At 58.7% G+C, this 25,531-nt stretch carries 20 protein-coding genes and 1 riboswitch; of the genes, 6 read left to right on the top strand and 14 right to left on the bottom strand.

From position 1 onward, the window contains the following. Positions 1-99 precede the first annotated feature (99 nt). Both BM152_RS07145 and BM152_RS07140 read left to right on the top strand, forming a co-directional pair. Positions 100-1,863 carry a reverse transcriptase family protein gene (locus BM152_RS07145; RefSeq protein WP_066599059.1) on the top strand — a complete coding sequence of 588 codons (1,764 nt, stop codon included), beginning with the start codon at positions 100-102 and terminating at the stop codon, positions 1,861-1,863. Positions 1,864-2,048: 185 nt separating this feature from the next. Then, complete coding sequence (locus BM152_RS07140) at positions 2,049-2,393, top strand: hypothetical protein (RefSeq protein WP_066599062.1); 345 nt, start codon at positions 2,049-2,051, stop codon at positions 2,391-2,393. Between the two features lie 595 nt (positions 2,394-2,988). Here the strand turns inward: BM152_RS07140 and BM152_RS07135 are convergent. Both BM152_RS07135 and BM152_RS07130 read right to left on the bottom strand, forming a co-directional pair. Further along, complete coding sequence (locus tag BM152_RS07135) at positions 2,989-4,344, bottom strand: sensor histidine kinase (RefSeq protein WP_066599064.1); 1,356 nt, start codon at positions 4,342-4,344, stop codon at positions 2,989-2,991. Further along, the gene (locus BM152_RS07130; protein ID WP_066599066.1) at positions 4,322-5,005 is read right to left on the bottom strand and encodes a response regulator transcription factor; all 684 of its coding nucleotides are present in this window, start codon (positions 5,003-5,005) and stop codon (positions 4,322-4,324) included. Before BM152_RS07130 ends, BM152_RS07135 begins: the two co-directional genes overlap by 23 nt. Positions 5,006-5,223: 218 nt before the next feature. On the opposite strand from BM152_RS07130, the gene BM152_RS07125 reads away from it, so the two are divergent. The 3 genes from BM152_RS07125 (at position 5,224) to BM152_RS07115 (ending at position 7,522) form a co-directional block, all read left to right on the top strand. Then, a complete protein-coding gene (locus BM152_RS07125; RefSeq protein ID WP_111481352.1) occupies positions 5,224-5,865 on the top strand; it encodes a PEBP family protein in 642 nt (213 codons plus the stop codon). Positions 5,866-5,942: 77 nt separating this feature from the next. Continuing rightward, positions 5,943-6,968 (top strand): YHYH protein, encoded by a 1,026-nt coding sequence (locus tag BM152_RS07120; protein ID WP_082715261.1) that lies wholly within the window; start codon positions 5,943-5,945, stop codon positions 6,966-6,968. Then, positions 6,965-7,522 carry a YbhB/YbcL family Raf kinase inhibitor-like protein gene (locus BM152_RS07115; RefSeq protein ID WP_139222479.1) on the top strand — a complete coding sequence of 186 codons (558 nt, stop codon included), beginning with the start codon at positions 6,965-6,967 and terminating at the stop codon, positions 7,520-7,522. The genes BM152_RS07120 and BM152_RS07115 overlap by 4 nt, the downstream gene beginning before the upstream one ends. A gap of 193 nt (positions 7,523-7,715) precedes the next feature. On the opposite strand, the gene BM152_RS07110 is transcribed toward BM152_RS07115, so the two are convergent. The 12 genes from BM152_RS07110 to BM152_RS07055 form a co-directional block, all read right to left on the bottom strand. Beyond that, on the bottom strand, positions 7,716-8,894 hold the full coding sequence (locus BM152_RS07110; RefSeq protein WP_066599072.1) for a YHYH protein: 1,179 nt from the start codon (positions 8,892-8,894) through the stop codon (positions 7,716-7,718). A 23-nt stretch (positions 8,895-8,917) separates the two neighbouring features. After that, on the bottom strand, positions 8,918-9,220 hold the full coding sequence (locus BM152_RS07105) for a hypothetical protein (RefSeq protein ID WP_066599073.1): 303 nt from the start codon (positions 9,218-9,220) through the stop codon (positions 8,918-8,920). Positions 9,221-9,425: 205 nt separating this feature from the next. After that, a complete protein-coding gene (locus BM152_RS07100; protein WP_066599079.1) occupies positions 9,426-10,109 on the bottom strand; it encodes a response regulator in 684 nt (227 codons plus the stop codon). Next, complete coding sequence (locus BM152_RS07095; RefSeq protein WP_066599081.1) at positions 10,106-11,635, bottom strand: ATP-binding protein; 1,530 nt, start codon at positions 11,633-11,635, stop codon at positions 10,106-10,108. The genes BM152_RS07100 and BM152_RS07095 overlap by 4 nt, the downstream gene beginning before the upstream one ends. Before the next feature lie 615 nt (positions 11,636-12,250). Next, positions 12,251-12,937, bottom strand: coding sequence for an adenosylcobinamide amidohydrolase (locus BM152_RS07090; protein WP_111481351.1), 687 nt, complete (start codon positions 12,935-12,937; stop codon positions 12,251-12,253). Further along, positions 12,934-13,677, bottom strand: a complete 744-nt coding sequence (locus BM152_RS07085; protein ID WP_066599083.1) for an ABC transporter ATP-binding protein — start codon at positions 13,675-13,677, stop codon at positions 12,934-12,936. The genes BM152_RS07090 and BM152_RS07085 overlap by 4 nt, the downstream gene beginning before the upstream one ends. Further along, entirely contained in the window at positions 13,674-14,657 is a 984-nt protein-coding gene (locus tag BM152_RS07080) for a FecCD family ABC transporter permease (protein WP_066599087.1), read from the bottom strand. Before BM152_RS07080 ends, BM152_RS07085 begins: the two co-directional genes overlap by 4 nt. Then, positions 14,654-15,490 (bottom strand): ABC transporter substrate-binding protein, encoded by an 837-nt coding sequence (locus tag BM152_RS07075; protein WP_066599088.1) that lies wholly within the window; start codon positions 15,488-15,490, stop codon positions 14,654-14,656. The genes BM152_RS07080 and BM152_RS07075 overlap by 4 nt, the downstream gene beginning before the upstream one ends. Further along, entirely contained in the window at positions 15,491-17,299 is a 1,809-nt protein-coding gene (locus tag BM152_RS07070; RefSeq protein WP_066599089.1) for a TonB-dependent receptor plug domain-containing protein, read from the bottom strand. Between the two features lie 126 nt (positions 17,300-17,425). Next, positions 17,426-17,636: riboswitch (cobalamin riboswitch) on the bottom strand. A gap of 89 nt (positions 17,637-17,725) precedes the next feature. Continuing rightward, positions 17,726-20,107 (bottom strand): Tex family protein, encoded by a 2,382-nt coding sequence (locus BM152_RS07065; RefSeq protein ID WP_066599091.1) that lies wholly within the window; start codon positions 20,105-20,107, stop codon positions 17,726-17,728. 133 nt (positions 20,108-20,240) lie between these two features. Then, positions 20,241-22,610, bottom strand: a complete 2,370-nt coding sequence (locus BM152_RS07060) for a trimethylamine N-oxide demethylase (protein WP_414835842.1) — start codon at positions 22,608-22,610, stop codon at positions 20,241-20,243. A gap of 100 nt (positions 22,611-22,710) precedes the next feature. Continuing rightward, positions 22,711-24,051: an NAD(P)-binding domain-containing protein gene (locus BM152_RS07055; RefSeq protein ID WP_066599095.1), complete on the bottom strand. Its 1,341-nt coding sequence runs from the start codon at positions 24,049-24,051 to the stop codon at positions 22,711-22,713. Positions 24,052-24,244: 193 nt separating this feature from the next. Between BM152_RS07055 and BM152_RS07050 the strand changes: the two genes are divergently transcribed. Beyond that, complete coding sequence (locus BM152_RS07050; protein WP_066599133.1) at positions 24,245-25,531, top strand: ABC transporter substrate-binding protein; 1,287 nt, start codon at positions 24,245-24,247, stop codon at positions 25,529-25,531.

The raw sequence follows: 25,531 nt of genomic DNA, 5'->3' as shown, positions 1-25,531 counted from the left end.
CGGAGCAGCTCGACGACAAGGTTAGAGGTGCGAGTCGCATCTGCCTATTACGGAACCACTTGCTACGTGTGTCTTGCTGCTCCGCCTAAGAGATTTAAAATGGCATTTGATTACGATTTACGACGCATAAAGACAAAAGGTCAGCTTCTCACCTATATTGGATTAGAGGAGTACTTTTTCGACAAAGCGCTGGACTTCAGCGTCACTGAGTATGAAGCGCGTATGGCTGAATACTCAAACAAAACGGATATTGGCAGCCTGTTCCTTCCTCTGTTTTGGAAGCACGAAATCCCCAAGCGTAATCCGAAGCGTGGCAATCGGGTTGTCTGGGAGGCTGACAGTCACATAAACAATGCCCTAAAAGGCCTCGCCAGACGCCTCACGTTGTTTTTTGGGACTGTCATTCCTGACTTTCCGCACCCGCAAAACTGTGGCTATGTTCGAGGCCGAAATATTAGGGAAAACGCCCAGTTTCACATTGGTGCGAAGTTCCTTGTGAAAGCCGATATTGAAGACTACTTCCCCTCGATATCCTTTGAGCGCGTTAGCAAATTCTTAGAAAATCTAGGCGTGAATGCTGGTATTGCGCGGCAGATTTCTAATTTCCTGTGCATCGATGGAAAGCTACCTCTTGGCCTCCCGACTAGTCCGATCATTGCAAATGCGATTAGTCACTTGATGGACTTTAATCTCAACAGTTTGGCCCAAACACATGGTTCCGTTTATAGCCGATATGCTGACGACCTGACGTTCTCATCCGATGACACCCTACCTTCGGAAGATGACATCTCAAAAGTTGTCGAACACCACGGTTTTGCGTTGGCAGCGGACAAAACACGACACAGTAAACGAGGCCAAAATCATTACGTAACGGGTTTGAGTGTGTCAGAATCTGATGCGCCCCATGTACCACGAAGAATGAAGCGCAGCTTGAGACAAGAGCTCCATTTCTCAAAGAAGTACGGCCTAAATGACCATCTAGGTCACCTAGGGCTTCGAGGTCAACCTGAGCGGCAAAGTTATATCAACCACGTTGATGGTCGCGTGAAGTATATCGCATTCCATGAGCCTGGTTTGGCTGCCACGATTGTTCCGTTATGGCAATCCATCTTGGAAGAGAGCGGCGAAGGACCAAGTTTCAAACCCAAAAATCAAAACAGGGTGCCCTTTCAGTTTTATGTGGATGAAACCGAATTCACTTTAGATGGTGTGAAATACCTAGCGCTTGGCATGAGTGCCAGCCAACATCAGGATCATCTAAACGATACAACCCAAAACTTGTGGGAGGACTACTTGGCGAACCCATGGTCAGATGGTGCCCTCGACCAAATTTACGCCAAGGGTATGCACTTCACAGATACAACCGAGGACTTGCGACGCACCTATCTATCCGCACTCCAACCCCTGCCATTCAATGGCTACATTGTCTTTGGCAAACTCACATCAGACTATCAAGAAACCTACCTAACCCTACTCAAATTCATTCTAAGGCGGCGCTTAATGGCAGCCGAAAGCCGAGCGGCGCATTTCTATTTTGAACAAACGAGCAAGGTTTCAAAAGATAGCCTTACAAGAACAGTAAATGCCGTGTGGCAAGAGCTGCGCAACGAAAACAATAGGCGACCTGAGTATGTTGTTACTGAAATCGTCGATAAGAAATACTTTGGCATCGCTGTTCCGGATTTCATGCTTGCCGTTTTCCGCAGATATCTAACCACGACCCCGTCCGAAAAGGACTATCGGCGCAAAGCCAATATGTTCGAGATGATGCGCGACAAAATCAGGCTCATTGTGAATGCAGATACAGGTGAGGAATTCGGTCGCCGAAATCAGCTCGCCAATCCAAATATCGAAGACTTGTAGGTAACTCGCGAACCCGTTTACGGGCCTGCCACGTGGCGACCCCGCAGCAATAGATCCCGCATCAGCATAGGGCTTAGAGCCGTCATCCGCCGCAAGTTACACGAACGGCCGCTTAGGGCCGATGCAAGCCTTCGAATTGTGGGTGACGACTTGCACTGGAATGCATCTTCGCGCAGTCTCACACGATGGAACTAATTTATCCAATCAACTTCGTAGGCCACGATGAGTGGATGTACAGTGGGTACGATCCGCGCCTGTCGCAAGGCGAGGTCATTACTCGCGACGGTGAAATCATCGGCGCTTGGCATGTCGTAGGCTATGATCCAGATGATGAGTATTCTACCGGGCAGTTTGAATTTACGGCTATTGGGGAAGACGCTGTGAAGTTCACGGAAGGCTTTGCAATGCTTGATGTGCGAACGAGCCGGGGCTTTGCTTTGTCAACGCTGATAAGAACCATTAGGGAATGGTACGAAGCCAACGATACCGAAATCTCCGAACGACGCTTCATTGGTAAGAATGTCAGATAAGCAGGCTGCATTCGTAGATTTTCGGGTATTTAGCTAACGGCAGGTCTGGGCGGGAAGCGTCAGGAGACGTGATGGCAGACTGCTCGGGAACCACGCTCGCTCCCCTGTACATAGCGACCCTTCTTGCGCCTTGGTGCCGAAGGTCCGGTTGGGTCAGAAATGCTTGGCATTTGGGTCGGAATTGCTTGGCGCGGTCCTCTGAGAAGATTCAGAAAATTCGTCGGGAAGAGTCGGAAATGCGCGGCATTCGACACTTTTTGTTGAACGTCTCATGAAAACGACCTGATCGTCAGGTTTGTGACCAAGATATTTTGGGCTTAGGTGTTTCACTACCTCAAGCTTTAAGTTGATTTGGGATCCTGATGAAGTGCACAATGTGCTCGGTATACGGGGCCTGTGGGCCTTCCAGATCACAGAAGTCATTTAATCTGATGTTCGAGGATATTGCTCTGCGCTCTAGGACGTGAAAGGGCGCATTGTTCTACAAGTTCTCGCTCTAGGATCATGTCCCACAAGACCAGTTGCTACGCTCGGTTGGTCGGTTTGTTGATCTGGATAGTATTTGCTCCCATACCGACAAGCATCATTTGATGGGTTATGGCATTCCAATCTGAACGTAGAGCCCTGCCTTTATCGGCAGTTGAGGGTTTTCCGAAAACACCAACTCCGTGCCATGCAGATTTGCGATGGTTTTGACGAGCGAAAGCCCCAGCCCCACGCCTTCGGTGGTTCGGCTGCGTTCCAAGCGGTAGAGAGGTTGCGTGACGTGGCCGAATTCTTCAGGCGGGATGCCCGGCCCGTCATCTGCCACACCAATCTGTCGACCATGGGCTAAAATCCAGATCCTCGTGCCCTTGGGGGTATGGCGGGTCGCGTTTTCCAGCAAGTTGGCGATCGCCTGCATCAACAGGACTCGATCTCCCGACACGACTACGGGATCGGTTTTGTCCAGCATCAAACGCCGCCCGGTGTCCTCGACCACATAGCGATAGGTGTCGAACATATCTTCCGCGACCTGCCCCAAATCCACTGGCGCAAAAGAGGCCCGCGCCGTGCCTGTTTCAAGCTTGGCGATGCGCAGGAAAGCATCAAAGATTGCGGTAATCTGTTCTGCCTGCGTTATGGCGGCTTCAATAGACGTTGTGCTGTTGCCACCATCTTCACTCGCCATCAAAGCTTGATCCAACCGGATACGCAGACGCGCCAGAGGAGTTTTGAGATCATGGGCGATATTACTGGCAAAATCCCGAGATTGCCGGATAAGTGCGTCAAGTTGATCGAGTGTTGCATCCAGTTGCCGCGACAGATCACCAAGGTCATCGTGGCGTGTGGAGCCTCCTACGCGCGCTGACAGATCACCAGCGCCGAAGCTGCCAAGAGCACCGGATATCGCGTTGATCCGGCGCTGCGTTCGCGCTCCCAAGTAAAGGCCCAGACAAAGCGCGGAGAACGCCGCCCCGAGCCCGACAAGCCCCATGGTTTCCAGCATGATTTGCAGGAAATCGTCCTGACGGCGCAGGTCCGTGGCCACGATTAACTGCCCGCCTCTCACCGGACCGGCCAGATAGATCCAGTCCTCGTATCCGCCAAGCTCGCCTTCCTGCGGTGACGCGGGCTGCCCACGCTGCCAGAAACGCCAGTCAAGTTCCAGAGAATTGTGAATTCCCTCCGCAATGTCCTTGCGTCCGGGAAAATATTCGACTCGTTCGTTCTTGGCGTCAGGATAGCGGGCAGGATCGAACCCGAGACGCTCGATGTCGGCGCGGACTTCGGCAAAACGGATCTGGAGTTCATCCTCAATCCGTCTTTGCGTCTCGCGTTCAAAACCAGAGATGGCTATCGCTCCTGCCACCACAAGGATCAGGAGAAAGGCAATCGTGATTGTAATGGCCTGCCGCATGGCCGACATGCGTGAGATCGCGGCCAGATCAGGAAACTGGTTCAAAGACATAGCCCGCCCCGCGTCTGGTCCTGATGACAGTGTCGCCAAAGGGCCTCTCGATCTTGGCGCGCAGGCGGCTGACATGGGTTTCCACGATGCTGGTGGTCGGATCGAAATTCATATCCCAGACCTTTTCCAACAACATTGTGCGCGTCAGCACCCGCCCGTTCGAACGCACGAACGCTTCCAAAAGGCGAAATTCCTTCGGGTTCAGATCGACCAGTTTGCCTTGCCGCACACATCGTTGTTTGAGCAGGTCGAGCCGGATGTCACCCGCAACAAGTGTGGTTTCGTCCGCGTTGGACAAATCGACATGACGCCGCCCCAGAGCGGCAACACGCGCATCAAGCTCGGTAAACGCAAAAGGTTTGGGCAAGTAATCATCCGCGCCGGCGTGCAGACCTTCGACCCTGTCATCAACATCCCCAAGTGCCGTCAAAAGCAGGACCGGCACATTGTTCTTGGCCGCACGAATGGCGCGCAACAGGGACAGTCCGTCAAGACCGGGCGTCATGCGGTCAAGGATCAGGAGATCGTAATCGGAACTCGTTGCCGCAATCAGCGCCTCGCGCCCATCTTGCAACCAGTCAACCACATGACCGGACCGGCGCAGCCCGTCACGCACCCATGCGCCGATTTCAAGGTCGTCTTCCAACAGGAGGATTTTCATATGCTGTCTTATCCTTGCGGATTGTCGCCTGCGTGTTGATCTGCCCGTTTATGGGCAACATTCAGTCATTCCCTAACCCGTTCATAGTCCTCAATAGCCACGAGGACAAAAGGCAAATAGCTTACAAATTTGTAAGCTTCGTTTCAGGCCTCGGCAAAGTCATGGGGCTATGTATGGAAACAGACGAGGCTTTGCGCCCGAGAACAAGGAATATGATCATGCATTTCAAACGCACCCTTCTGGCCGCTTGCACAGTTCTAGCCAACGCCGCCTATGGCGAAACTTTCTCCGCCGATGTCTGGGTAGATAACTGGTTCTCTATGAGTGTCGACGGCGTGCAGGTGGCGGAGGACAGCGTTCCGATTACGACGGAGCGCTCGTTCAATGCGGAAAGCTTTACCTTCGAGGCAGAGCGGCCCTTTGTAATCGGTTTGACTATGAAGGACTTCAAGCAAAACGATACCGGTCTCGAATATATCGGCACGCGCCGCCAACAGATGGGCGATGGCGGGGCAATCGCACAGATTCATGATGCCGATGGGGCGCTTGTCGCTGTGTCGAGCTCCGACTGGCAATGCCTCGTCATCCACAAGGCTCCCCTTGATCCGGTCTGTGCTGACGAAAGCGACCCCGTGGCGGGGGAAGGTGCCTGTGCGTTCGAGATCACGGAAGCGCCCGAAGGCTGGGATGCCGCGGATTTCGATGCATCCGGGTGGATCGCCGCCACCGAACACAGCGCCCGCGAGGTCAGCCCGAAAGACGGATATGACCAGATCGACTGGGATCCGACAGCCAAGCTGATCTGGGGGCCGGACCTGAAGACGGACAATACGATCCTGTGCCGTCTGACTGTGGAATAACGAGACCATCTTGCGAACACGCGGACTGCTCCTTCGGGGGCAGGAATCCCAACATCCGTCATTAGAAAGAAAACCCCATGACATTGCCCGCCTCCATCACCCGCAAACTTGGCACGCTTGCCGTGCTCTTTGGCTCGGTCACGGCCTTCGCCGCGCCTTTGCAAGCGCATGAGGATCATGTGCATAGCGATCAAACTCTCGATGCAGAGGCCCGTTGCGAGGCGGTGAAAGCCTCGGTCGCAGAGGCGGGCTTTTCCGACAAGGTGACGGTCACTTGCGACGATGGAAAGGCGATCATTTCGTCGAACACCTATCCCGATCACGAGATGATGACCGGCATCGTTGGCACGAACGAGCAAATCCCCGTGCCCGCCAAACAGTATGATGCGCCGATCCCGCTGGAGCCGGTGCTGGGCGACACACCGCAAACCCGTGACGCGGCCCTTGGCGTGGCGGTCAATGGCGTGCCGATCTTCGACTATACCGGCGGCGGTGAGATGACACAGGAAGATCTCTATCACTACCAGACCCAGCACGATACCTATCAGACACAACAGCTAGATGCCTGCGGCGGTCACGCGGGGCGCGGCGATGATTATCACTATCATATGAAGCCCGTCTGTATGATCGCAAACATGGAAAACGCAGGCGACGATGCGATCATCGGATGGGCCTTCGACGGTTTCCCGATCTATGGCGACAACAATCCCGACGGCACACCGATTGTCGAGGGGATGCTGGATGTCTGCAACGGCCAGACGGACGAGACCTTCGGCTATCGCTACCATACCTCCGAGGCCGCCCCCTATATCGTGCAATGCCTGATGGGAGAGGTCGAGGATTTGCGTGACCTGCCGCGCACGGCACCTTTGGTCGATGCAGCCACAGGGCAAGGGACAGAGCCCGGACGTCCTCCCGCTGGTGGCGTCGAGAACCTGATCTTCACGCAAGAAGAGGACGGCAGTCGCAGTATGGATTACAGCTATCAGGGCGAGGATTACTACATTCGCTACAGCCCGTCTGATACCGAGAACTGTTACAATTTCGAAACCAAGACCGTGACCAATGGTGGCGAAATCAAAACCGGGGAGTTCTGTCGGTGAGATCCCCCTTTCTCCTTGCTGCGGCTTTTCTCACTATGCTGAACGGCATAGCGGTGGGTGCCGCAGCAGAGCCGGTCTTTATACTGACCAGTCCGGCCCTTGAAGAAGACGGTCATCTTCCCGCCGATCTGAAATGCACCCGAGATGGCGGTGAAGGTCTGTCGCCGCCTCTTGAATGGACAGGTATTCCTGCGGGGACCAAAAGTCTGGCATTGATCATGCATCATTATCCACGCGGCACCGTCAAAGGGCGCGATGCCCCCAGTCAATACTGGCTTCTGTGGAACATACCCACTGATACGCAAGCGATCCCGAAAGGCAATCCCGCGTCCATTGGCGATGAAGGGTCTGACAAGGATGGCAACTTCACAGGCTACACCCCACCGTGCTCCCCCGGTGCGGCGGTGCATGAATACACGATCACACTCTACGCACTCGATGCAGCACCAGACACCTTGCCCGATCTCGACAGTGTCGCCGTTGATTGGGGGAAAATGATGACAGCCATTGAAGGCACTGTGATAGACCAAAGCAGCCTGACGTTTCGGAATTGACTATGAATATGCTTACCATCCACGCCTAAGGCATCCTGAATGGCCAAGGGACTGAAAACCAGAGCCGGATCAAGAGAGATGGCTTAAACATGGTTGCGGCGGGCATCCGGGATGGATAGCGCCCGCCGCAAACGGCAAATCGAGGGTTTCGGGGGGGGGGTGAACCCTTGATCTGCCGTATTCTTCTCCGATCCTATTGGCGCGGAGGTTGGGGGAGGGCTTCGGTCAAAGCCTTCTCGCTGACACCCAGCGTTTCAGCCGCCATCGCAAGATCAGGACGATCCTGGCTGGACGATATGAGCGCCTGCAAAAGTTCTGTCGCGGTCACGCCGAGTTTTTCGGCCGCTTCATCAAATCCCGGCGGGGTGTTCATGTGACCAGCTCCAATGGTGCCTTCGTGACCTGCCGCATGTCCCATATCCTCGCCGCGCGGGGCGCCGATGCCGACGGACGCTGTGGTGGTGAAGTTGTCCTGTGCCTGCACACCCACCAAACAGGGAGGCAGGTTCGGGAAGTCTTCGGAAGCGTGGTAGTGATAGGTGATACCAAGTGAGGTTTCCCCGACATGACCATTGCATGTGTCGAGGTCTTCCGGTTTGGAGCCATCTTCTTCAGCGCTGCCGAACATGGGATAGCCGTCAAAAGCGTAACCGAACTGTGCTGTTTTATCCTGCTCAAGGTGACAGTGGGCATCTACGCCTTCGGTTTCGAATACGGTCTTCACATCCGTGGCTGTTGCATGCCAATGATACCAGCCGCCGGGATCAATATGGCCGCCGCACAGATCAAGCGCAGGCATATGACCTGTGTCCAGCACACTGGGCGCATCTGCAAAAACGGGAACACCGTCCAGTGCAACACCAACTTTACCCACGGTGCCAATCTCTTCGGGTTCTTCGGCCATTTTCGGATCGATGGGCAGAAGCATCGTCACGGTGACATCGGGATCTGCCGTCACATTGATACAGGCATGATCGGCTTCGGGGCGGGTATTGGCATTGTCTACGATGTAGACATTGCCGTCCTCGTCAAAAAAGCGATAGCCCAGTTCGTCAAGCATAGTCAGGAAGTCTTTGTCGATCCGGTAGAGCTTGGCATTTTCTCCGTCCCAATCCCAAAGACCGCCTTCATCGTCGATTGTGACCGGACAAAAGGGACCGATATCCAGTCCTTCCGGCAGATAGTTGACGGTGATTTTATAGCAGGATGCTTCGGTCCCGTCCTCAAGCGCGCAAGACACGACTTCGGGGGCGCTGGTGAAGATATTGTCTTCAAACCGCGAGAGGTCTGTGTGGGCCATCGCCGCTGAAGGCACCATCAAAACGATTGTGCCATGTCGCAAGAGCGAGAGGACGGAAAACTGGGTCGGCATATAGGGTTCCTTTCGGGGCGGCGTTAGCTGCGCGGTCCGCCTTCGGGAGTGCAAGCCAGAGGGGCGTTTGAATCAGGTGAGCTACAGGTGCCGGACATGGATTCTCCATCGCGACCCGAGAAGCTGCAGGAGGCACCCGAAGACTTGCCGGAACAGGCATCCATCGCTTCGCTCGGCGGGCGTTGTTGCTGTCCACCCGAGGATTGCGCAAGGATCAGATAGCCGTCGGCTGTGCTTGCAAAATCCATGGTGCGTGTTTCTGCTTGGGCCGCAAGGCCGCTGGTCAGAGCCAAGGTTGCGGTGAGAAGGAAGGTCTGCGTGTTCATTTGTGCCTCTCGTTGTGCATTCTGTTTCGATGCATCCGGTATGCGCCCTCTATGCGCAGTAAGATTGCAGCAAATTTGCAGTTTTGATGCAGATTGACAAAAAACACGCTTTGTTGGTGGATAAACACAGCGGCGCAACGGAATTTACAGGAGGGCTGCTAAAGCCGGTTGGCATGAATGTGAGGCATGGCTGCGCCCTTGATCCTTAGTCTTCAAACGCATATCCGACACCATAGACGGACCGCACCGGATTCCAGTCTGAAACCGCCTCGCATTTGCGGCGGATGTTGCGGATGTGGCTGTCGACTGTGCGATCATAGACATCAGCATCATCGGGAAAAGCCAACGCCAAGAGTTGGTCGCGGGAATAGACCCTTCCCGGATGGGCATGAAGAGTGGCCAGAATTTTGAATTCCCGCCGTGTCAGGTCAAGGTTCTGACCATCCAAGGTTACACGCCACCGGTCATGATCGACGAACAGTCCTTTGTTACTATCACTGGCCGCTTGAGGTGCTTGCGGTGCTTGTGATCTGCGCAGAACGGCACGGGTGCGCGCGACAAGTTCTCTTGGGGAGTACGGTTTGCATAGGTAATCGTCCGCACCAAGCTCAAGGCCTAGCAGTCGATCGATTTCTTCGACCTTGGCGGTGGTCATGATGATCGGGGTTGTATTGCTGGCTCGCACTTCGCGGCAAATGGTCAATCCGTCCACTTTGGGAAGCATGAGGTCCAGAATGACCAGATCATAGCTGCCGGAACAAATCTGTGCGACCGCTTCTCCACCGTCCGGCAGATGATCTACCGCCATACCATCGGCCAGAAGGTAATCGCGAACAATTTCCGCAAGGGCAATTTCATCTTCGACAATGAGAATGCGAGGGGAGGTCATGAAGAAAGCTCCGGCAAAGTGATGACAATACGCAAGCCACCCAGACCGGATGTCTCAGCGTGAATGGTTCCATTGTGCGCGACAACAATCGCCTGAGTGATCGACAGGCCAAGGCCTGATCCCCCAAGCGCGCGTGCGCGCGAAGACTCGGCGCGATAGAACCGGTCAAAAAGGTGCGGGATTTGCTCGGCTTCAGGCGCAGGTGCGCTGTCCTCAAACAGGCAGATCAGTCTGTCTTTTTCAGAGTGCAGCGACAGTTTCAACCGCCCCGGCGCATCAGTATAGCGCAGGGTGTTTTGCAAGATGTTCTCGATCACCTGTGACATACGATGCGGATCGCCCTCGATATAGGCTGCTTCCGGCAAGCTCGTCTCCACCGATATTCCGCTCCGTTCAAACAGCGGCTGTAAGGTGGTCAGATGTTCCGAGATGAGGTCTGCAAGGTTCAATCGTTGCGTGTGGGTGATCAGTTCGCCCTCATTGGCAAAGCTCAGAATTTTCAGATCTGAGACAAGCTGCGATAGTCGGGCAAGGGTTGCGTGCATTTCCGAGAGCGTCTTTTCGTCCGGCTGGCGAATGCCGTCTTGAATGGCTTCAATCTGGGCGCCGAGCACGGCGATCGGGGTCTGCAATTCATGGCTGGTGTTGGAAATCCATGTGCGCTCGGCTTGTGTTTTGCGTTCCAGCGTTTCCGCCAAGACGTTGTAATGGGAGATCAACTGCCCGAGCTCATCATCTCCGTGAGGTGGAATGCGCGAGTCATAGGCACCGTTGGCCAGTCGTTTGGCGCCTGTCTCCAGTGATTTGATCGGCTCCAGAATGCGGCGTGTGACAGGGAATGCGACCAGACCGGACAGGATCAAGGCCACAAGGGCCGTCACGCCGAGAGAGAAATACTGTCGGGAAAGGAAAAACTGATCGGTTGCCGTGATGGCATTGATCGGGGCGCTCAGGCCGAGATAGCCGATGACAGGTTGTGTGTCGCACGCATTGTCGAGACAGATCGGGCTGCGCTCGAAAAGCTCGTTGTCGGAACGCGCCCCTGCAATCAGGGTGCCGTCTGCATCATAGAGCACAAGGCGCGCATGGGGCGGACCGCTTAGGGTGCTCTCGTCAATTGGTGGAAATTCATTCTGCGCTATAGCGTCCGTTGAACGTGGGTCAACACCGACCTGATCCGGCATGGGGCCACCGTGAGGCGGCTCGTTTGGCGGCGGTCTCTGTCCGGACATAAAGGGAGGAAGTGGAACTTTGTTCCCTCTTCCGGAAAGTTCCTCCATGAGAAACTCCGTCCAGATTTCTGGCGGACCGAAGGAGGGCCAAACTCCGTCGTTCTGGGCGTAAACTTCCGCAAGTGTCTTGCGAAGTGGTGCCATACGGGACAATTCCGTGCGCAAAAGATGCGTGGCAAAGCCTTTGCGGATCGACAAGGTGGCGGTTAGGGCCATGACGCCAATCATCAGGATCGCCGTGGCGGCAATGGCCGTGAAAATACGCAGGGTCAGAGAGTTTTCTAACTTGATCATACCGATGCGTTTCCAGAGAAATGTGCAAAGAGAGTGTAGAGGATATGTTCTCGCACAGAGTTCGGTCAGCTGTGGCACAGTGAGCACAATTCCTCCGATACGTCTTGCCTCCAAAGCCTCTCTGTGCGCAGTGGAAACCTATGTCAGCCGAAACCATTATACCAGCGCGACGCGGTGGTTTCTTGTTTGATGGGGCGGATTACGGCAACCCGCCCTCTCTCGAATGCATGGAGTGATGGGGTCGGATTACGGCGCAGGAACCACCACGACCGCAGGAGCGGCAGGGGCCGGAGCTGCAACGGGGGCAACAAATGGCGGAAAGCATCCGGCCAAACAACTTATGCCGATGATTCCAAGAACAAGTGCGATTGTGTGGATGGTCATTTTCGATCCTCGTTTTACAGGAAGTGACCAAACCTGACGCCAATAATATGAAGCCAATGTCCACAAAATGTTGTGGTGGTTTGAAAGCAAACCGTCCTACAAAAATGTGATTGGAAAGACAGGGAACACGTCCCATCTGCGAGGCGGTTCGTCATGGTTCGTCTCGTTCGTTCTGCGACCCTTCTGACACACCGCTCCGAATCTACGCGGTGCCCCCTTTCGCGGGCGTCATCATGCGCCGAATACGTTGCGCATCATTTCCGGATTTTCCTTGATCCATACGGCGGCCCCTTCGGCGACAGTCTGGTAGACCGCTGCGCCTATGGCTTCTCCCAAAGCCGTGTGGAGCCCTGCATAGGCTGTGTCGCCTTTTGGTGCGGCGATGGCTATGCAATCTGTGCCGGTGCCTGTGACAGGGCCGTGAGGCAACCGTAATCCGGCGCCCACCACGGCGGCTGTGCGGGCCTGTGTTGCGATGCTCAGGGCTTCGATCTGGGCGGCTTCGGTCAGCCCTTCGGCTATCTGCACCGCGATGTTGATGGTCCCGTAGCGTTCAAAGGACCAGTCGCGGGGCGTGCGGGTGCCGATGCGTTCGGCGTTGCCCAGCCCGACCGTGGCGATGGCGGCCACGCGGGCACTTTCGACACGCGTCTCTTTGCGCTGGAATTTCGTGACATCGCGGGAGGTGAGCATACCCACCGCTTCTGTATGTCCTGCCTCGGTCATCTCCGCCGTGACCCAGTCGGAAACGGCAAGGTCCACGGGCAGGTCGGCATTGCGCAATTCGCGCCAGACGATCCTCTCGGCCATGACGAAACCGGAGCGATAGGGGGCAAAGCTCAGCACGCGCAGGGAGGTGCCCAGTTCGGCGACGAGCCAAGGGGGATCAAGACGGGGGAGCAGCAGGGGCGGGGTCATGCGTCGTCCTGCGTGATTTGTCCGAGAGGTTGCACCACAAGCCCTTCGGCGGCGTCCGAGATATAGCAGCGGATGGAGAAGACCTCTGACAGGAGCGCTTCGGTCAGGACATGGCGCGGGGGGCCGTCCGCGACGATCCGGCCCGCGTGGATCACCACAAGGCGCGTGCAATGACGGGCGGCCAGTCCCAGATCATGAAGCGATGCGACAACCGCGCGGCCGTCCTTAGCGATGCCGGAAAACGTCTCCATACAGGCGATCTGATGCGCCGGATCAAGACCTGCGGTCGGTTCGTCGGCCAGTAAAAGCGGCGTGTCCTGTGCCAGCGCACGGGCAATCAGCACACGGGCCTGTTCGCCGCCCGAAAGCCCTGTGGCCTTGCGGTCCGCGAGGGCTGTCAGGTCCATGCGCGCCAATGCTGCAAGGACTTCGGGCGCGTCTTCGCGTTCGTTTTGCGCCAGAGAAACAAGATGCGCGACCCGCACCGGCCATGCGATCTCGCGGGCTTGGGGCAACCATGCGACGGCCTTGGCTCTTTGGGCGGAGGAGAGCTTGGCGAGCGAGCTGTCACCCTCTGCGGTAATGAGGCCGAGAGCGGCACGGAGCAGCGTGGATTTGCCTGCGCCATTCGGGCCGATGAGCCCTACGAACTCGCCCGGTTCGACTGTTAGAGACGCATGATTGAGCGTGACGCGCGCGCCATGTCTGACGGTCAGGTTGTGAGTGGTGAGCAAGCTCATGAGCGCCCCCGCATCCGCCAGATCAGATGGAAGAACACCGGCGCACCGACCAGTGCCATCAACACGCCCAGTTTGAGGTCGCGTCCGGGCAGGATCAGCCGCACTGCAATGTCTGCAGTCAAGACCAGAGCCGCTCCGCCCAGTGCAGAGGTGAGCAGGAGGCGGGCAGGGCGGGCACCGACCAGCGGGCGCAGCACATGGGGCACGACCAGCCCGACAAAGCCGACGGCTCCTGCAACGGCCGTGGCCGCACCAACTGAGGCCGCCACGCCGCCGACGAGGATCAGGCGCAAACGCTTGAGATTGATACCCATTGTGGCGGCGGCTTCTTCGCCCAAAGTCAACCGGTCGATGCCGCGTCCTGTGAAGGCGAGCAGGGCCCATCCGACCAGCATCACAGGCAGGGCAGTCCAGACGTGTAGAAACGAACGATCCGCAAGCGATCCCATCATCCAGAAGACAATTTCATTGGCAGCAAAAGGGTTTGGCGAGAGGTTGAGCACCAGCGCCGTGAGGGCCGAGGATAGGGCGGACACGGCGATTCCCGCGAGGATCAGGGAGAGGGTGCCGCCGGAGCCGGCGAGCAGGAGGATGAGGAGGACGCAGAGGGCGGCGCCGGTCAGGGCGGCGAGGGGGAGGGCCAGTGCGAAGAGCGCGGCCAGACCGCTCTGGAGCGCGATCACGGCGCCCAGTGCGGCGGAGGCGGAGATGCCGATCACGCCCGGTTCGGCCAGAGGATTGCGTAGATAGCCCTGCATCGCGGCCCCCGACAGGCCGAGGCTCACCCCCACCATCACGCCCAGAATGGTCCGCGGCAGACGGATCTCGCGCATCACGATCGGCAGCGGCCCCTCACCGCCTCCAAACAGCGCGGCAAGGCTGTCCATCACGGACACATCCGCCACACCGACCAGCAACGAGGCCATAAAAAGCCCAGCAACCAGCAGAGTCAGAACGACGATAAGCCTCGGGTAAGTCATTCATCCTGCTCCAGTTTTTCCCGCTCTGCACGCAACTCTCCGATGGCGTCCAGCACAGAGGGCAAACCGCAAATCCAGTCCTTGTCCTGCATGGGCATATGCCCGCCCGTGAGACGGGTCAATGCCGGGTGCGAGAGCACCTCCTCGGCGCGGGCGGTGCCCGGATAGTCGGCTCCGGAAATCACCAGATCGGGGTCCGCCATGACCAGCGCCTCAAGCGGCACGAAGCCGCCTGCAGGCAGGCCGAACTGCGCGGCAAGCGTGGCAAATCCGGCCGTGTCGATGATTTCGCCCGACAGGCTCTGCGCGCCGGAGGTGTAGCCGTTGACCGCGTAAGTGGCCGCTGTGGGACGTCGGCCTTGCGTCGGATTTATGTCGGACAAGTGTCGGGCAAAATCGTCCGCCATCTCGCGTGCCACATCCGCACGCCCCAGCGCCTCTCCCATCTTCACCATATTGGCGGAGACATCCTTCAGAGACTGCGCGGGGGCGAATTCGACCACCTCCACCCCGAGGCGGCGCATCATCGAAACAGTGGCCCGCGCGGAGAACTGTCCGGCCAGAACCAGATCGGGGTCCAGTAGGTAAATCTCTTCGGCCAGCCCGTTGTTCGTCGGATAGGCGCGGGCTTGCTCTGCCATGACCGAAGCGCGCGGGTCCCGTGCCATAGTGGTGACCGACACCAACTGCTCCGGCGCGGCGATCATCATGGCAAGCTGGTCGGTGCACAGATTGATCGACACGACACGTTGCGGCGTGGCATCGGCACAAGCCGCCGCCGCCCCCGTCAGGGCGAGGGCGGCGGCGAGGGATATGACACCCGAGTTTCGCATTCAGAACGACGCTTTGAGACCGAGATAGGCCGAGCGCCCCGGTGTGTTGAAGCCACCTGCGGTTTCATAATCCTCGTCCGTGAGATTGTCGGCCCGCAGATAGAGTTGAACAGTGTCGGTCAGATCGTAAGACAGGCTCGCGTTGAAGAGGGTGTAGTCGCCGACTTTGTGATCTGTGGGAGCATATTGGCTTGGGACGATATCGGCGACATGTTGTAGTGTTACCTGACCGCTCAGGCGGTCCGTCAGGAGAGCGTCAATGCCGACGACAAGATCGTGACGCGGCACCCGCTCTGTGCGTTCGTCAGCTGTTTTTGCATCGGTGTAGGTGTAGTTTCCGAAGAGTGAGAAGGTCTCGGAAAGGGTATAGTGACCGGACAGTTCGATGCCTTGCGACGTGGTGGTGCTGATTTGTTCGTATGCCCAAGTGTCGTCGTTATAGTTAATCTTGTTGTCGATTTCTGTATGGAACAGCGTTGCCTTCACAAAATCGTCGCCCATAAACCGGCGTTCGACACTCAGTTCCGCGCTGCGACTGGTTTCTTCTTTGAAGTCGGGATTTCCGCCGTAGCCGAAACGCTCGTAGTAGGACGGTGCGCGGAAGCCGGTGCCTAGCACCGCGCGAAGGGTCCAGTCGGATGCGACCTCCCAAGCGGCGGCAAGGCGGCCGGAAATATGCTCGCCAAAATCGGAATGACTGTCATAGCGCAGGGCGGCGGAGAGGTTGAGGTCAGCGGTTGGAGAATGCAGCCATTCTGCCTTTATTGCTTTGTTGTTGTTGCTTTCGGTTAGCCCGTCGATGTTGAACTCCTCTTCGGTATACTCAAAGCCGAAGGTCAGTGTGGAGCGAGCGGAGAGGTCCGTTGAGCCGAGATAGGCGAGTTCGCGCCGTTTTCCGGAGAAGTCCTCATTATAACCGCCAGGATAACTGCGCTCAATATCGAAGAGCATGGCGCTGAACTCATGGGTGATGTTGTCGCCTTGCACGAGGGCGAAGGCGCGCAGCCCTTTTTCCTCGCTGGAGGACTCGCCGGCGCTGTCGGTGCTGGATAAGTCGTATTCACTGTCTGAGGTAATGTAGAAACCTGAGAGGCCTAGCGTTATGCTGTCGCTGACATCTTGCTCAAGACCGAAGGTCAGGGTTGTGGCTTCGTAGCCGTCGTCTTCATCGTCGCTGGAGCGCGCAGAGAACCCGTCCGTTTTGTAGTGCGACAGGGTGAAGGCAACAGAGCCCTTTTCGCTTTCGATTTTATCCGAAACCCCTACGGAATAGGTGCCGTAGCTGCCCGCTTCCACTGTGGTGCTCAGGCCGGGTTCGCCGGAAAGCGTGTCCATGCTGACGACACCTGCGACGGCTTCGGAGCCGTAAAGCGCGGATTGCGAGCCTTTCAGGACTTCGATTGAGGAAACGCCGTAGGACAGCAGCCCGCCAAAATCGTATTGTGTTTTGATCGAGGATGTATCGGTGATGTCGATGCCGTTGAGGCGCACACCAATATATTCGGAACTGAGGCCGCGGATGCGCAATGTGGTGCTGGCCCCGACGCCGCCGTTGCGGCTCATGGAGACGCCGGGCAAGGTGGCGAGCACATCGGAGACCGATTGCGCGGCTGTGCCCGTTTCATCGGCATCAAGCGTTTCCACCGTCGCGCCGGTTTCGCTTTTGGCGACGGGGACAAGGCTTCCCGACACAACAATTTCATCCAGCAGGTAAATCTCGCCGGTGTCTTGTGCGAGCATGGGGGAGGTGGTCAGGGCGAGGGCGGCTGTGGTGAGGCGCAGGAGGCGCGATGTGGGACGGGTAGGCATGATTTCGGTCCTTGAGCGTGGGGCGGCTGCCCCGTGGATGTGAACGCGTCCGGGAGGAAATCTCCGCAGACAGTGAGAGCGTCACCGCTGCGGGTCTACCGCTTCCATGGCGCCCCTCGCGCCCGGAAAAGGGTGAACATTCAAGCAGGTCTCCTGGCTCACGGATCGCAGCGGTCGCCCACCTTCCCGGGGGGTATCCCAGTGGTATGAGAGGCGTCGCTCACCGTTCACAGTTGCGGGGGCAGCCACGGCTTTGATCCTGCAGCTGTGGCGGCGGACCATCCCGTGTTCCCTTTTCATCGGCGAGATCACCGAAACTTGAACAGGGCGCAGGAAAGCGAAATGGCCGGAGAAGTCAAGATTCTCCGGCCTGTCGCGGGCTGTTCTGTGGCGTCACGTCGCGGCAGGGACACGCCTGCGCGGGGATCAGCGGTTTTTCTTCATGGCATCCATGAGTGCGGCCCCCAGCGCGCCGGTGCTGTTGCCTTGGGAGGTGTTGCGGGGTTTTGCGGGTTTGGATTTGGAGCCGCGTGCGGGAGTGCCCTCCTTGCGGGGCTGGCCGGTTTTGCCTTGGGGCTTGCCCTGTGTCGGGCGTTCGCCGCGGTCGGGTTTGGTGCCGTCCTTGCGCATGGACAGGCCGATGCGCTTGCGCGCGATGTCCACTTCGGTGACGCGCACGGAGACGATGTCGCCCGCCTTGACCACTTCATGCGGGTCTTTGACGAAACGGTCGGCCAGCTGGCTGACATGGACAAGCCCGTCCTGATGCACGCCGATGTCCACGAAGGCCCCGAAGGCGGCGACATTGGTCACGGTGCCTTCAAGGCGCATACCGGGTTTGAGGTCTTTGATTTCCTCGACCCCGTCGGTGAAGGTGGCGGTTTTGAATTCCGGACGCGGGTCGCGGCCCGGTTTTTCAAGCTCCGCGAAAATGTCGCGCACGGTAGGCAGGCCGAAGGCGTCGGTGACGAAATCTTCGGGGCGCAGGCCCTTGAGCGCGGAGGGGCTGCCCATGATGTCGCGCATGTCGCGGCCACAGGCTTTGACGATCTTGCGGGCCACGTCATAGGCTTCGGGGTGGACGGAGGAGGCGTCGAGCGGCTCGTCCCCGTCGCGGATGCGTAGAAAGCCCGCACATTGTTCAAAGGCTTTCGGGCCGAGACCGGAGACTTTCAACAGGGCTTTGCGGGAGGGGAACGCGCCGTGACTGTCGCGATGGGTCACGATGGATTGCGCGAGCGACGGTCCGAGACCCGCGACATGGGCGAGCAGCGGGGCGGAGGCCATGTTCAGGTCCACCCCCACGGCGTTCACCGCATCCTCGACCACGGCTTCGAGCGCCTGCGACAGGCGGCGCTGGTCCACGTCGTGCTGATACTGGCCGACACCGATGCTCTCGGGCGTGATCTTCACCAGTTCCGCCAGCGGGTCCTGCAACCGCCGCGCGATGGAGACCGCGCCACGTAGGGACACGTCGAGATCGGGAAATTCGGCTGCGGCCAGTTCCGAGGCGGAATAGACCGAGGCACCGGCTTCTGAGACGACCACCTTGGTGGGCGCCTTGACGCCTTGCGGCAGGAGCTTGAGCGTTTCGCCCACAAGTTTCTCGGTCTCGCGGCTGGCGGTGCCGTTGCCGATGGCGACCAACTCGACACCGTGACGGGTCACCAGATCAATGATCTTCGCCTCCGCCCCGCGCAGATCCATCTTCGGCTGGAACGGGTAGAGCGTTGCAGTCTCCAGCAGCTTGCCGGTGGCATCCACCACTGCCGCTTTCACGCCTGTGCGAATTCCCGGATCGAGACCGAGTGTGGCCTTGGCCCCCGCAGGGGCGGCCAGAAGCAGGTCTTTGAGATTGCGCGAGAACACGGTGATCGCATCCTCATGGGCGCGCTGGCGCAATTCGCCCAGAAGATCAATGTGCAAGGAGATGGAGAATTTCACCCGCCACGCCCAGCGTGCCACGGTGCGCAGCCAGAGATCGCCGGGCTGATCACTGCCCGCGCCGAGATAGGCGGCAATCATGGCAATCGCCCGATCCGCGCCTTCTTCCGGCTCCGGCGCAATCTCCATCGAGACGATCTCTTCCTTGGCTGCGCGCAAAATCGCCAGAGCGCGGTGGGAGGCAATCTCGGACCATTTCTCCGAATGGTCGAAATAGTCGGAAAACTTCGCGCCGGCCTGTTCCTTGCCCTCGATCACCTTGGCGGTCACACGCGCCTCGCGCCGCATGAAATCGCGCAGTTTTCCCAAGAGATCGGCGCTTTCCGACAGGTCCTCGGTCGCAATGTCCCGCGCGCCGTTCAATGCGTCTTTCACCGTTGGGACGGCCTCGGTGACATAGCCTACGGCGAGTTTTTCGGGATCCGCTGAGCGGTCCGATTTGATGGCCGCCAGCAAAGGTTCCAACCCGTTTTCACGCGCGATCATCGCCTTGGTGCGACGCTTCGGCTTGTAGGGCAGGTAGATGTCTTCAAGCGTCGATTTGCTTTCGGCACCTGCAATGGCGCGTCTGAGATCGTCGGTCAGCTTGCCCTGCTCGTCGATGGATTTGAGAATCGTCACCCGCCGCGATTCCAGTTCGCGCAGATAGGACAGCCGGTCGTTGAGAAGCCGCAGTTGTGTGTCGTCGAGGCCGCCCGTCACCTCTTTGCGGTAACGCGCGATGAAGGGCACGGTCGCGCCCCCGTCCAGAAGCCCGATGGCGGCGCTGACCTGACTTTGCGAGGCCGCGATATCTGTGGCGATGGTGCGGGAAATACGGGCGTTGGTTTGGGCCGTGGTTTGCGGATCTGTGGCGGTGCTCAAATTTGGTCCTCCTGTCGGGAAGACCGTCTTACCCTCCCCGACAGGCCGCGCCAAGAGGGGGCGTGACGCAAGAGGACCGCGTCAGCAGAACGCAGCCCATCTCGATCTTCGGTTTGCAGAGACGGCGAAGGTCTCAGGAGCGCGGGCGTTCCTTTTTCGGATCGTAATGCGGGAAGGGCGCGACGCGGGCGGAGTAGCGTTTGAGGTGCCCATCCAGCTGGCCGACCTCGACATGGGTGCCGATCTCCGCATGGGCCACGTCGATGCGTGCCAGTGCGATCCACTGGCCGGTGCGCGGGCTGCGCATGGCGGAGCAGATCTCGCCCACCTGTGCGCGTCCGATGCGGATGCAATCCCCGTGCGCCACGGCATTTTGCCCGTCGATCTCAAGCCCGACGAATTTGCGCGAGGGCGTTTCCTTGCGCCGCAACAGCGCCTCGCGCCCGACGAAATCGGCGGTCTTGGATTTCAGCGGCACGGTAAAGCCGACACCGGCCTCGAACGGGTCGGTCTGGTCGGAGAAGTCATAGCCCGCAAAGACCAGCCCCGCTTCGATCCGCACGAGGTCCAGCGCCTCCAGCCCCATCGGTTTCATGCCGACCTTCTGGCCCGCCTCCCAGACGGCTTTGAAAATCTCCGCACCATGTTTCGGGTGGCAGAAAATCTCGTAGCCGAGTTCGCCCGTGTAACCGGTGCGCGAGATCACGACGGGGATGCCCTGATCGTCGCCAAGGCGGGCGGGGGTGAAGCGGAACCAGCCCATCTCGTCGAGCGCGGGTTGGTGCGGTGCGGTCCAGAAAAGCTCGCAGATCAGATCGCGCGATTTCGGGCCTTGCACCGCGAGGTTGTGCATCTGGTCGGTGGAGGAGCGGATCATGACGTTAAGGCCGAGACGTTTGGCCTCTTCGCGCATCCACACGCCGCCCTCGTCGGAGCCGCCGACCCAGCGGAAGTTATGCTCTCCCAGACGGAACAAAGTGCCGTCGTCGATCATGCCGCCGTGCGGGTAGCACATGGCGGAATAGACCACCTGACCGATGGCGAGTTTCTCGACATTGCGGGTCAGCACCCAGTTCATCAGGGCTTCGGCATCGGGGCCTGTGACTTCGAATTTGCGCAGGGCCGAGAGGTCCATGACCACCACGCCTTCGCGGCAGGCCCAGTAGCTTTCGATCGCGTCACATTCGGGGAAGGAATTCGGCAGCCAGAACCCGTTATAGTCGGAAAAGTCGCGGGTCATGGTTTTGAAGCTGTCATAAAAGGCGCTTTCACGCGTCATGATCGGATCCTCGTCAGGGGTCGGGCGCCATGCAGTGGCGCGGGAAAAGCGTTCTTCGGCGCCATAGGTGCGCACATGGATGTCGGTGAGGTGCCAGCCGTTGGCCGCCGAAGTGTCATCGGGGCAGGAGGAGGACACGCAGATGAGATCGGTCAGCGCGCGCAGCAGGACATAGTCGCCGGGCCGCGACCACGGCTCGTCGGCCAGCATCACGCCATGTTCGTCCACGCCGGTGTTGAAAAAGAAATTCGCCGCCATCCATCCGGCACGGGCGGGGATGCCGTAGGGATCGAGCACGCCGTTGAAATTGTGGGAGCAATTCGCGTGCCCCGGATAGCCCAGATCGTCGTAATATTTGGCGTTGCAGGCCAGCCCGAAGGCATCGTGTCGTCCGCAGGTGTCCTGCACCACTTCGACGAGCGGGGTCTGGTCGTGGTCGAAATATTTCGCATGCAGGCCGGGCATCGGGTAGGCGTGGCCCTGAATGGTGCGGGTGGTGGTGACGTCGAGCGGGAGGAATTGGCCCTTGTCCACCTTGCGCGCGTCGAAACACTGGAAGTCGGTGCATTGGCGGCCATCGACATCCATGATCTGGATGAATTCGCCCTTTTTGACGGTGTAGGCCTGTGCCGTGGCGGAGCTGATGCGGATGTCTTGCAGCGTGTCGGCCAGCGGATCGGGCAGGGCAAAGCTGCCTGCCATGCGTGGCTCTGCGCGGGTGAGTGTGACGCGCAGCGGCGTGGCGGTGGTCTGGGCCTCGAAATCCGGTTCCGGCGCGGGGGCGGTGACGAGCAGCCAGCCTGCGGATTGTGCGGTGAAGCTGACGCCTTCGCCCGCGGCACTGGTGGCGGAGAACAGGCCGATGCTGCCAGCGCCCGCAAGCTCGATCCGGCGTTTTGCAAGGCCGAGGCGCAGGCGGGCCATGCCGGGCAGGGGGCTGTTCACGGTGGCGCGCAGGGCCTCGCCCGTGGCATCCGCCGCCCAGCCGAGCACGCCGGCATCCACGCGCCCGTCGGTATGGGCGGCCAGCAATTCGCAGCGCTGCCCGCCCTCTGTGTTGGTGATGGTGATCCGGTCACCGGTCTTGAGTTCCACGAGCGTGGCGCCGCCGCCCTGAACGGTGTGACGTTCCTCGTCAGGCGCAAGGGTGAAGGCCGAGGCGCGGCGGGGCTGTGAGGGGTGCGGCGGGCCCGCACGAAAGGGAAGGCCGGAAGGATCGAGGATCAATTGGATCTCCATCGGTCATAAAAAAATCCGGGGGTGCATGAATGCTGGCCCCCGGATCAGGGGAGAGGGACGCGCCCCCGATGGGGCACGCGTTGGATCAGTTTTGCAAGTAGGCGTCCATGCTGTCATCCAGCGCATCTTTCCACGGGGTGTGGTGCGCGGGGGCCAGCGTGCCTGTGATCGGGGAGACATAGGCATTGTTGCGGAAGGTCATGATGCCTTGCTTCTTGTGCTTTTTCCATTGGAAGAACGCCTCGTTGGCCGCGTCGACATCGAAGCTCGGGTAATCCGTATCCGCGATCAGCTCTTTGACATATTCGCCTTGGTAAACGATGCAGTCGTTGTCGGTCTCGTTCTTGGCCTCTGCGGCCACACGCGCCTCGACATCTGCGGCCATTGTGGCGGCATCGGGCAGGTCGATCCGGCCCAGAATGATGTCACGCACATACCACGCCTGCGCGTCGAACATGTTGAACGTATACCACTGGTCCTGCATGCCGAGATAGAACATCTTCGGGTTCGGATTGTAGACCACCCCCTTGTAGAGATCCGCCGTGGCCAGAACATTGGCTGTTTTCAGGCGCAGATCGTCGGGCAGGAAGGGGAAGTAGTGTTTGTAGCCGGTGCACAGGATGATGGCATCAACATCTTTCGTTGTGCCGTCCTTGAAATAGACCGTCTTGCCCTCGACCTTTTCCAGCGCCGGTTTCTCGTCCCAGTTCTCCGGCCAGTCAAACCCCATCGGCGCGGAGCGGTAGCAGCTTGTGATCGACTTGGCGCCGTATTTCCAGCATTGCGAGCCGATGTCCTCTGCGGAATAGGAGGCCCCGACCACCAGCACATCCTTGCCGGAAAACTCGCGGGCATCGCGGAAGTCGTGGGCGTGGATGATCCGACCGTTGAACTGTGCAAATCCCGGATATTCCGGCACGTTCGGGGAGGAGAAGTGACCGGAGGCCACGATCACATTGTCGAAACGCTCCTTGTAGACGCGGTCGTTTTCCATGTCGTGAACGGTGATCTCGAAATCACCCTTATCGGCGTCATATTCGACCCAGCGGATCACAGAGGAAAACCGGATCCACTTGCGCACATCGGCTTTCTTCACGCGGCCTTCGATATAGTCGAACAGCACAGCACGCGGCGGGTAGGAGGCGATCTGTTTGCCGAAATGTTCCTCAAAGGAATAATCCGCAAATTCCAGACCCTCTTTCGGACCGTTGGACCAGAGGTAGCGATACATCGAGCAATGCACAGGTTCGCCATTCTCGTCCACGCCGGTGCGCCAAGTGTAATTCCAGAGCCCGCCCCAGTTCGATTGTTTCTCGAAGCAGACGATTTCCGGAATCTCCGCGCCTTTTTGAGCGGCGGACTGGAAGGCGCGCAGTTGTGCAAGACCGGAGGGGCCTGCGCCGATGACAGCGACTCGTTTGGTCATAAGTAAACTCCCGTTGGATGTTGGTATCTGTGCGTTTTGTTCTGGTATGGACCAATGACATGAATTGGTTCTTTTGGATTAACTCCGGTTTGGTCCAAAATTTTTCTGCTGGTCAATGAATTTTCCTTAGAGGAATATGTTATTCAGAAGCTATCTGGGTCTTTTGACCTATTTTTGGGCGCGAGGTGAAATTATGAGCAGCGGATCGCTGGCACAACGACTGGCCGTTGCAGGCTCTCTGCCGCGTTTGAGCGTGCAGGATCGCGCCCCCGTCCGCATCGGTGCGCTCGTGCCCATGTCCGGCGGCGAGGAGTTCTGGGGGCGGCCCGGTGTCGAGGGCTGCGAGCTTTGGGTTGATTGGATCAATGCCCATGGCGGCATGATGATCGGCGGACGGCGGCACCTTGTGGAACTGACGGTCTATGACAGCGGTGACGGGCCGGAGGCCACGCTGGAGGCGGCGCGTCAGATGGTCGAGACCCAGCGCGTGCGGCTGGTGCTCACATTGGGCGGTAGCGACATGCGGCTGGCCCTGCCATATCTGATGCAGCGGCGGATTCTCACGGCGACGCTCTTGCCCTCCGATCTGTCGCCGGACTTTCCCTATCTCATCGCCCCTGCCGAGGTGCATCCGTTCTTCAATGTCACGGGCGTAGACTGGCTTGCGCGCAACCGGCCCGAGGCCCGACGTGTGGCCCTGTGTTCACAGACCGACCTTCTGGGCCTGCCCTCTCTGGCGACCTATCGCGCCGCTTTTGATGTGGCCGCGCGCGAGGTGGTCAAGGAAGTGCTCTATGACGTGGGCGGCGCTGATCCCGCCGCGATTGTGGCGGAGATGATGTCGGTCTCGCCCGATGTGCTGTGCTGGTGTTCGTCCAACCCGCAGATGATCGAAGAGATGACCGTGGCGGCGTTCGAGGCCGGATTTGCGGGGGAAATTCTGGCCTGCACCTGTGACAATTACCAGCAGTTGATCGCCAGAACCTCGCCGGAGTTCATGGAACGGTTTACTTTCCAGTTCCCCGATTTCGACGATCCCGAACTTGCCGATACGGGGTTCTTCTTTCACCGCCCGAAAGCCTTCTATGACCGTTATACAGAGCGTTTCCCCGGTCACTGGACGGCGGTAAGCTGGGAATATGCCTCGATCCTTGATCTGTGGCACGAGGCGGTGGAGACGGCGGACAGTCTGACTTCGGTCTCCGTGCTGGCGGCGTTGAAGCGCGGGCGGCGGATGCCCCATGCTTTCGGTCTGGCGACATGGTGGGGCATGGATGTCTACGGGATCGACAATGCCTTGGTCGGAGATTGGCCGGTGGTGGCGATCCGCGATGGCAAGGCGCGGATACAGGAATTCGGCTCCGTGCTGGGCTGGCTGGAGGCGCATGGTGCGCGGCTGATGACGGAGCTTGGTGCGCTTGGCCAGCTTTGGCACCAGCGTGACACGCCGGATCTGGCCCGCGCGATGGCGCGTGAGTGA

Source organism: Celeribacter halophilus (assembly GCF_900114135.1).
Classification (GTDB): Bacteria; Pseudomonadota; Alphaproteobacteria; order Rhodobacterales; family Rhodobacteraceae; genus Celeribacter; species Celeribacter halophilus.
This window is presented reverse-complemented; position numbering and strand designations above follow the sequence as displayed.

Excerpts from the sequence above, each read along its gene's own strand:
- BM152_RS07145 (WP_066599059.1), top strand. The coding sequence starts at position 100 with ATGGCATTTGATTACGATTTACGACGCATAAAGACAAAAGGTCAGCTT.
- BM152_RS07140 (WP_066599062.1), top strand. The coding sequence starts at position 2,049 with ATGGAACTAATTTATCCAATCAACTTCGTAGGCCACGATGAGTGGATG.
- BM152_RS07135 (WP_066599064.1), bottom strand. The coding sequence starts at position 4,344 with ATGTCTTTGAACCAGTTTCCTGATCTGGCCGCGATCTCACGCATGTCG.
- BM152_RS07130 (WP_066599066.1), bottom strand. The coding sequence starts at position 5,005 with ATGAAAATCCTCCTGTTGGAAGACGACCTTGAAATCGGCGCATGGGTG.
- BM152_RS07125 (WP_111481352.1), top strand. The coding sequence starts at position 5,224 with ATGCATTTCAAACGCACCCTTCTGGCCGCTTGCACAGTTCTAGCCAAC.
- BM152_RS07120 (WP_082715261.1), top strand. The coding sequence starts at position 5,943 with ATGACATTGCCCGCCTCCATCACCCGCAAACTTGGCACGCTTGCCGTG.
- BM152_RS07110 (WP_066599072.1), bottom strand. The coding sequence starts at position 8,894 with ATGCCGACCCAGTTTTCCGTCCTCTCGCTCTTGCGACATGGCACAATC.
- BM152_RS07105 (WP_066599073.1), bottom strand. The coding sequence starts at position 9,220 with ATGAACACGCAGACCTTCCTTCTCACCGCAACCTTGGCTCTGACCAGC.
- BM152_RS07100 (WP_066599079.1), bottom strand. The coding sequence starts at position 10,109 with ATGACCTCCCCTCGCATTCTCATTGTCGAAGATGAAATTGCCCTTGCG.
- BM152_RS07095 (WP_066599081.1), bottom strand. The coding sequence starts at position 11,635 with ATGATCAAGTTAGAAAACTCTCTGACCCTGCGTATTTTCACGGCCATT.
- BM152_RS07090 (WP_111481351.1), bottom strand. The coding sequence starts at position 12,937 with ATGACCCCGCCCCTGCTGCTCCCCCGTCTTGATCCCCCTTGGCTCGTC.
- BM152_RS07085 (WP_066599083.1), bottom strand. The coding sequence starts at position 13,677 with ATGAGCTTGCTCACCACTCACAACCTGACCGTCAGACATGGCGCGCGC.
- BM152_RS07080 (WP_066599087.1), bottom strand. The coding sequence starts at position 14,657 with ATGACTTACCCGAGGCTTATCGTCGTTCTGACTCTGCTGGTTGCTGGG.
- BM152_RS07075 (WP_066599088.1), bottom strand. The coding sequence starts at position 15,490 with ATGCGAAACTCGGGTGTCATATCCCTCGCCGCCGCCCTCGCCCTGACG.
- BM152_RS07070 (WP_066599089.1), bottom strand. The coding sequence starts at position 17,299 with ATGCCTACCCGTCCCACATCGCGCCTCCTGCGCCTCACCACAGCCGCC.
- BM152_RS07055 (WP_066599095.1), bottom strand. The coding sequence starts at position 24,051 with ATGACCAAACGAGTCGCTGTCATCGGCGCAGGCCCCTCCGGTCTTGCA.
- BM152_RS07050 (WP_066599133.1), top strand. The coding sequence starts at position 24,245 with ATGAGCAGCGGATCGCTGGCACAACGACTGGCCGTTGCAGGCTCTCTG.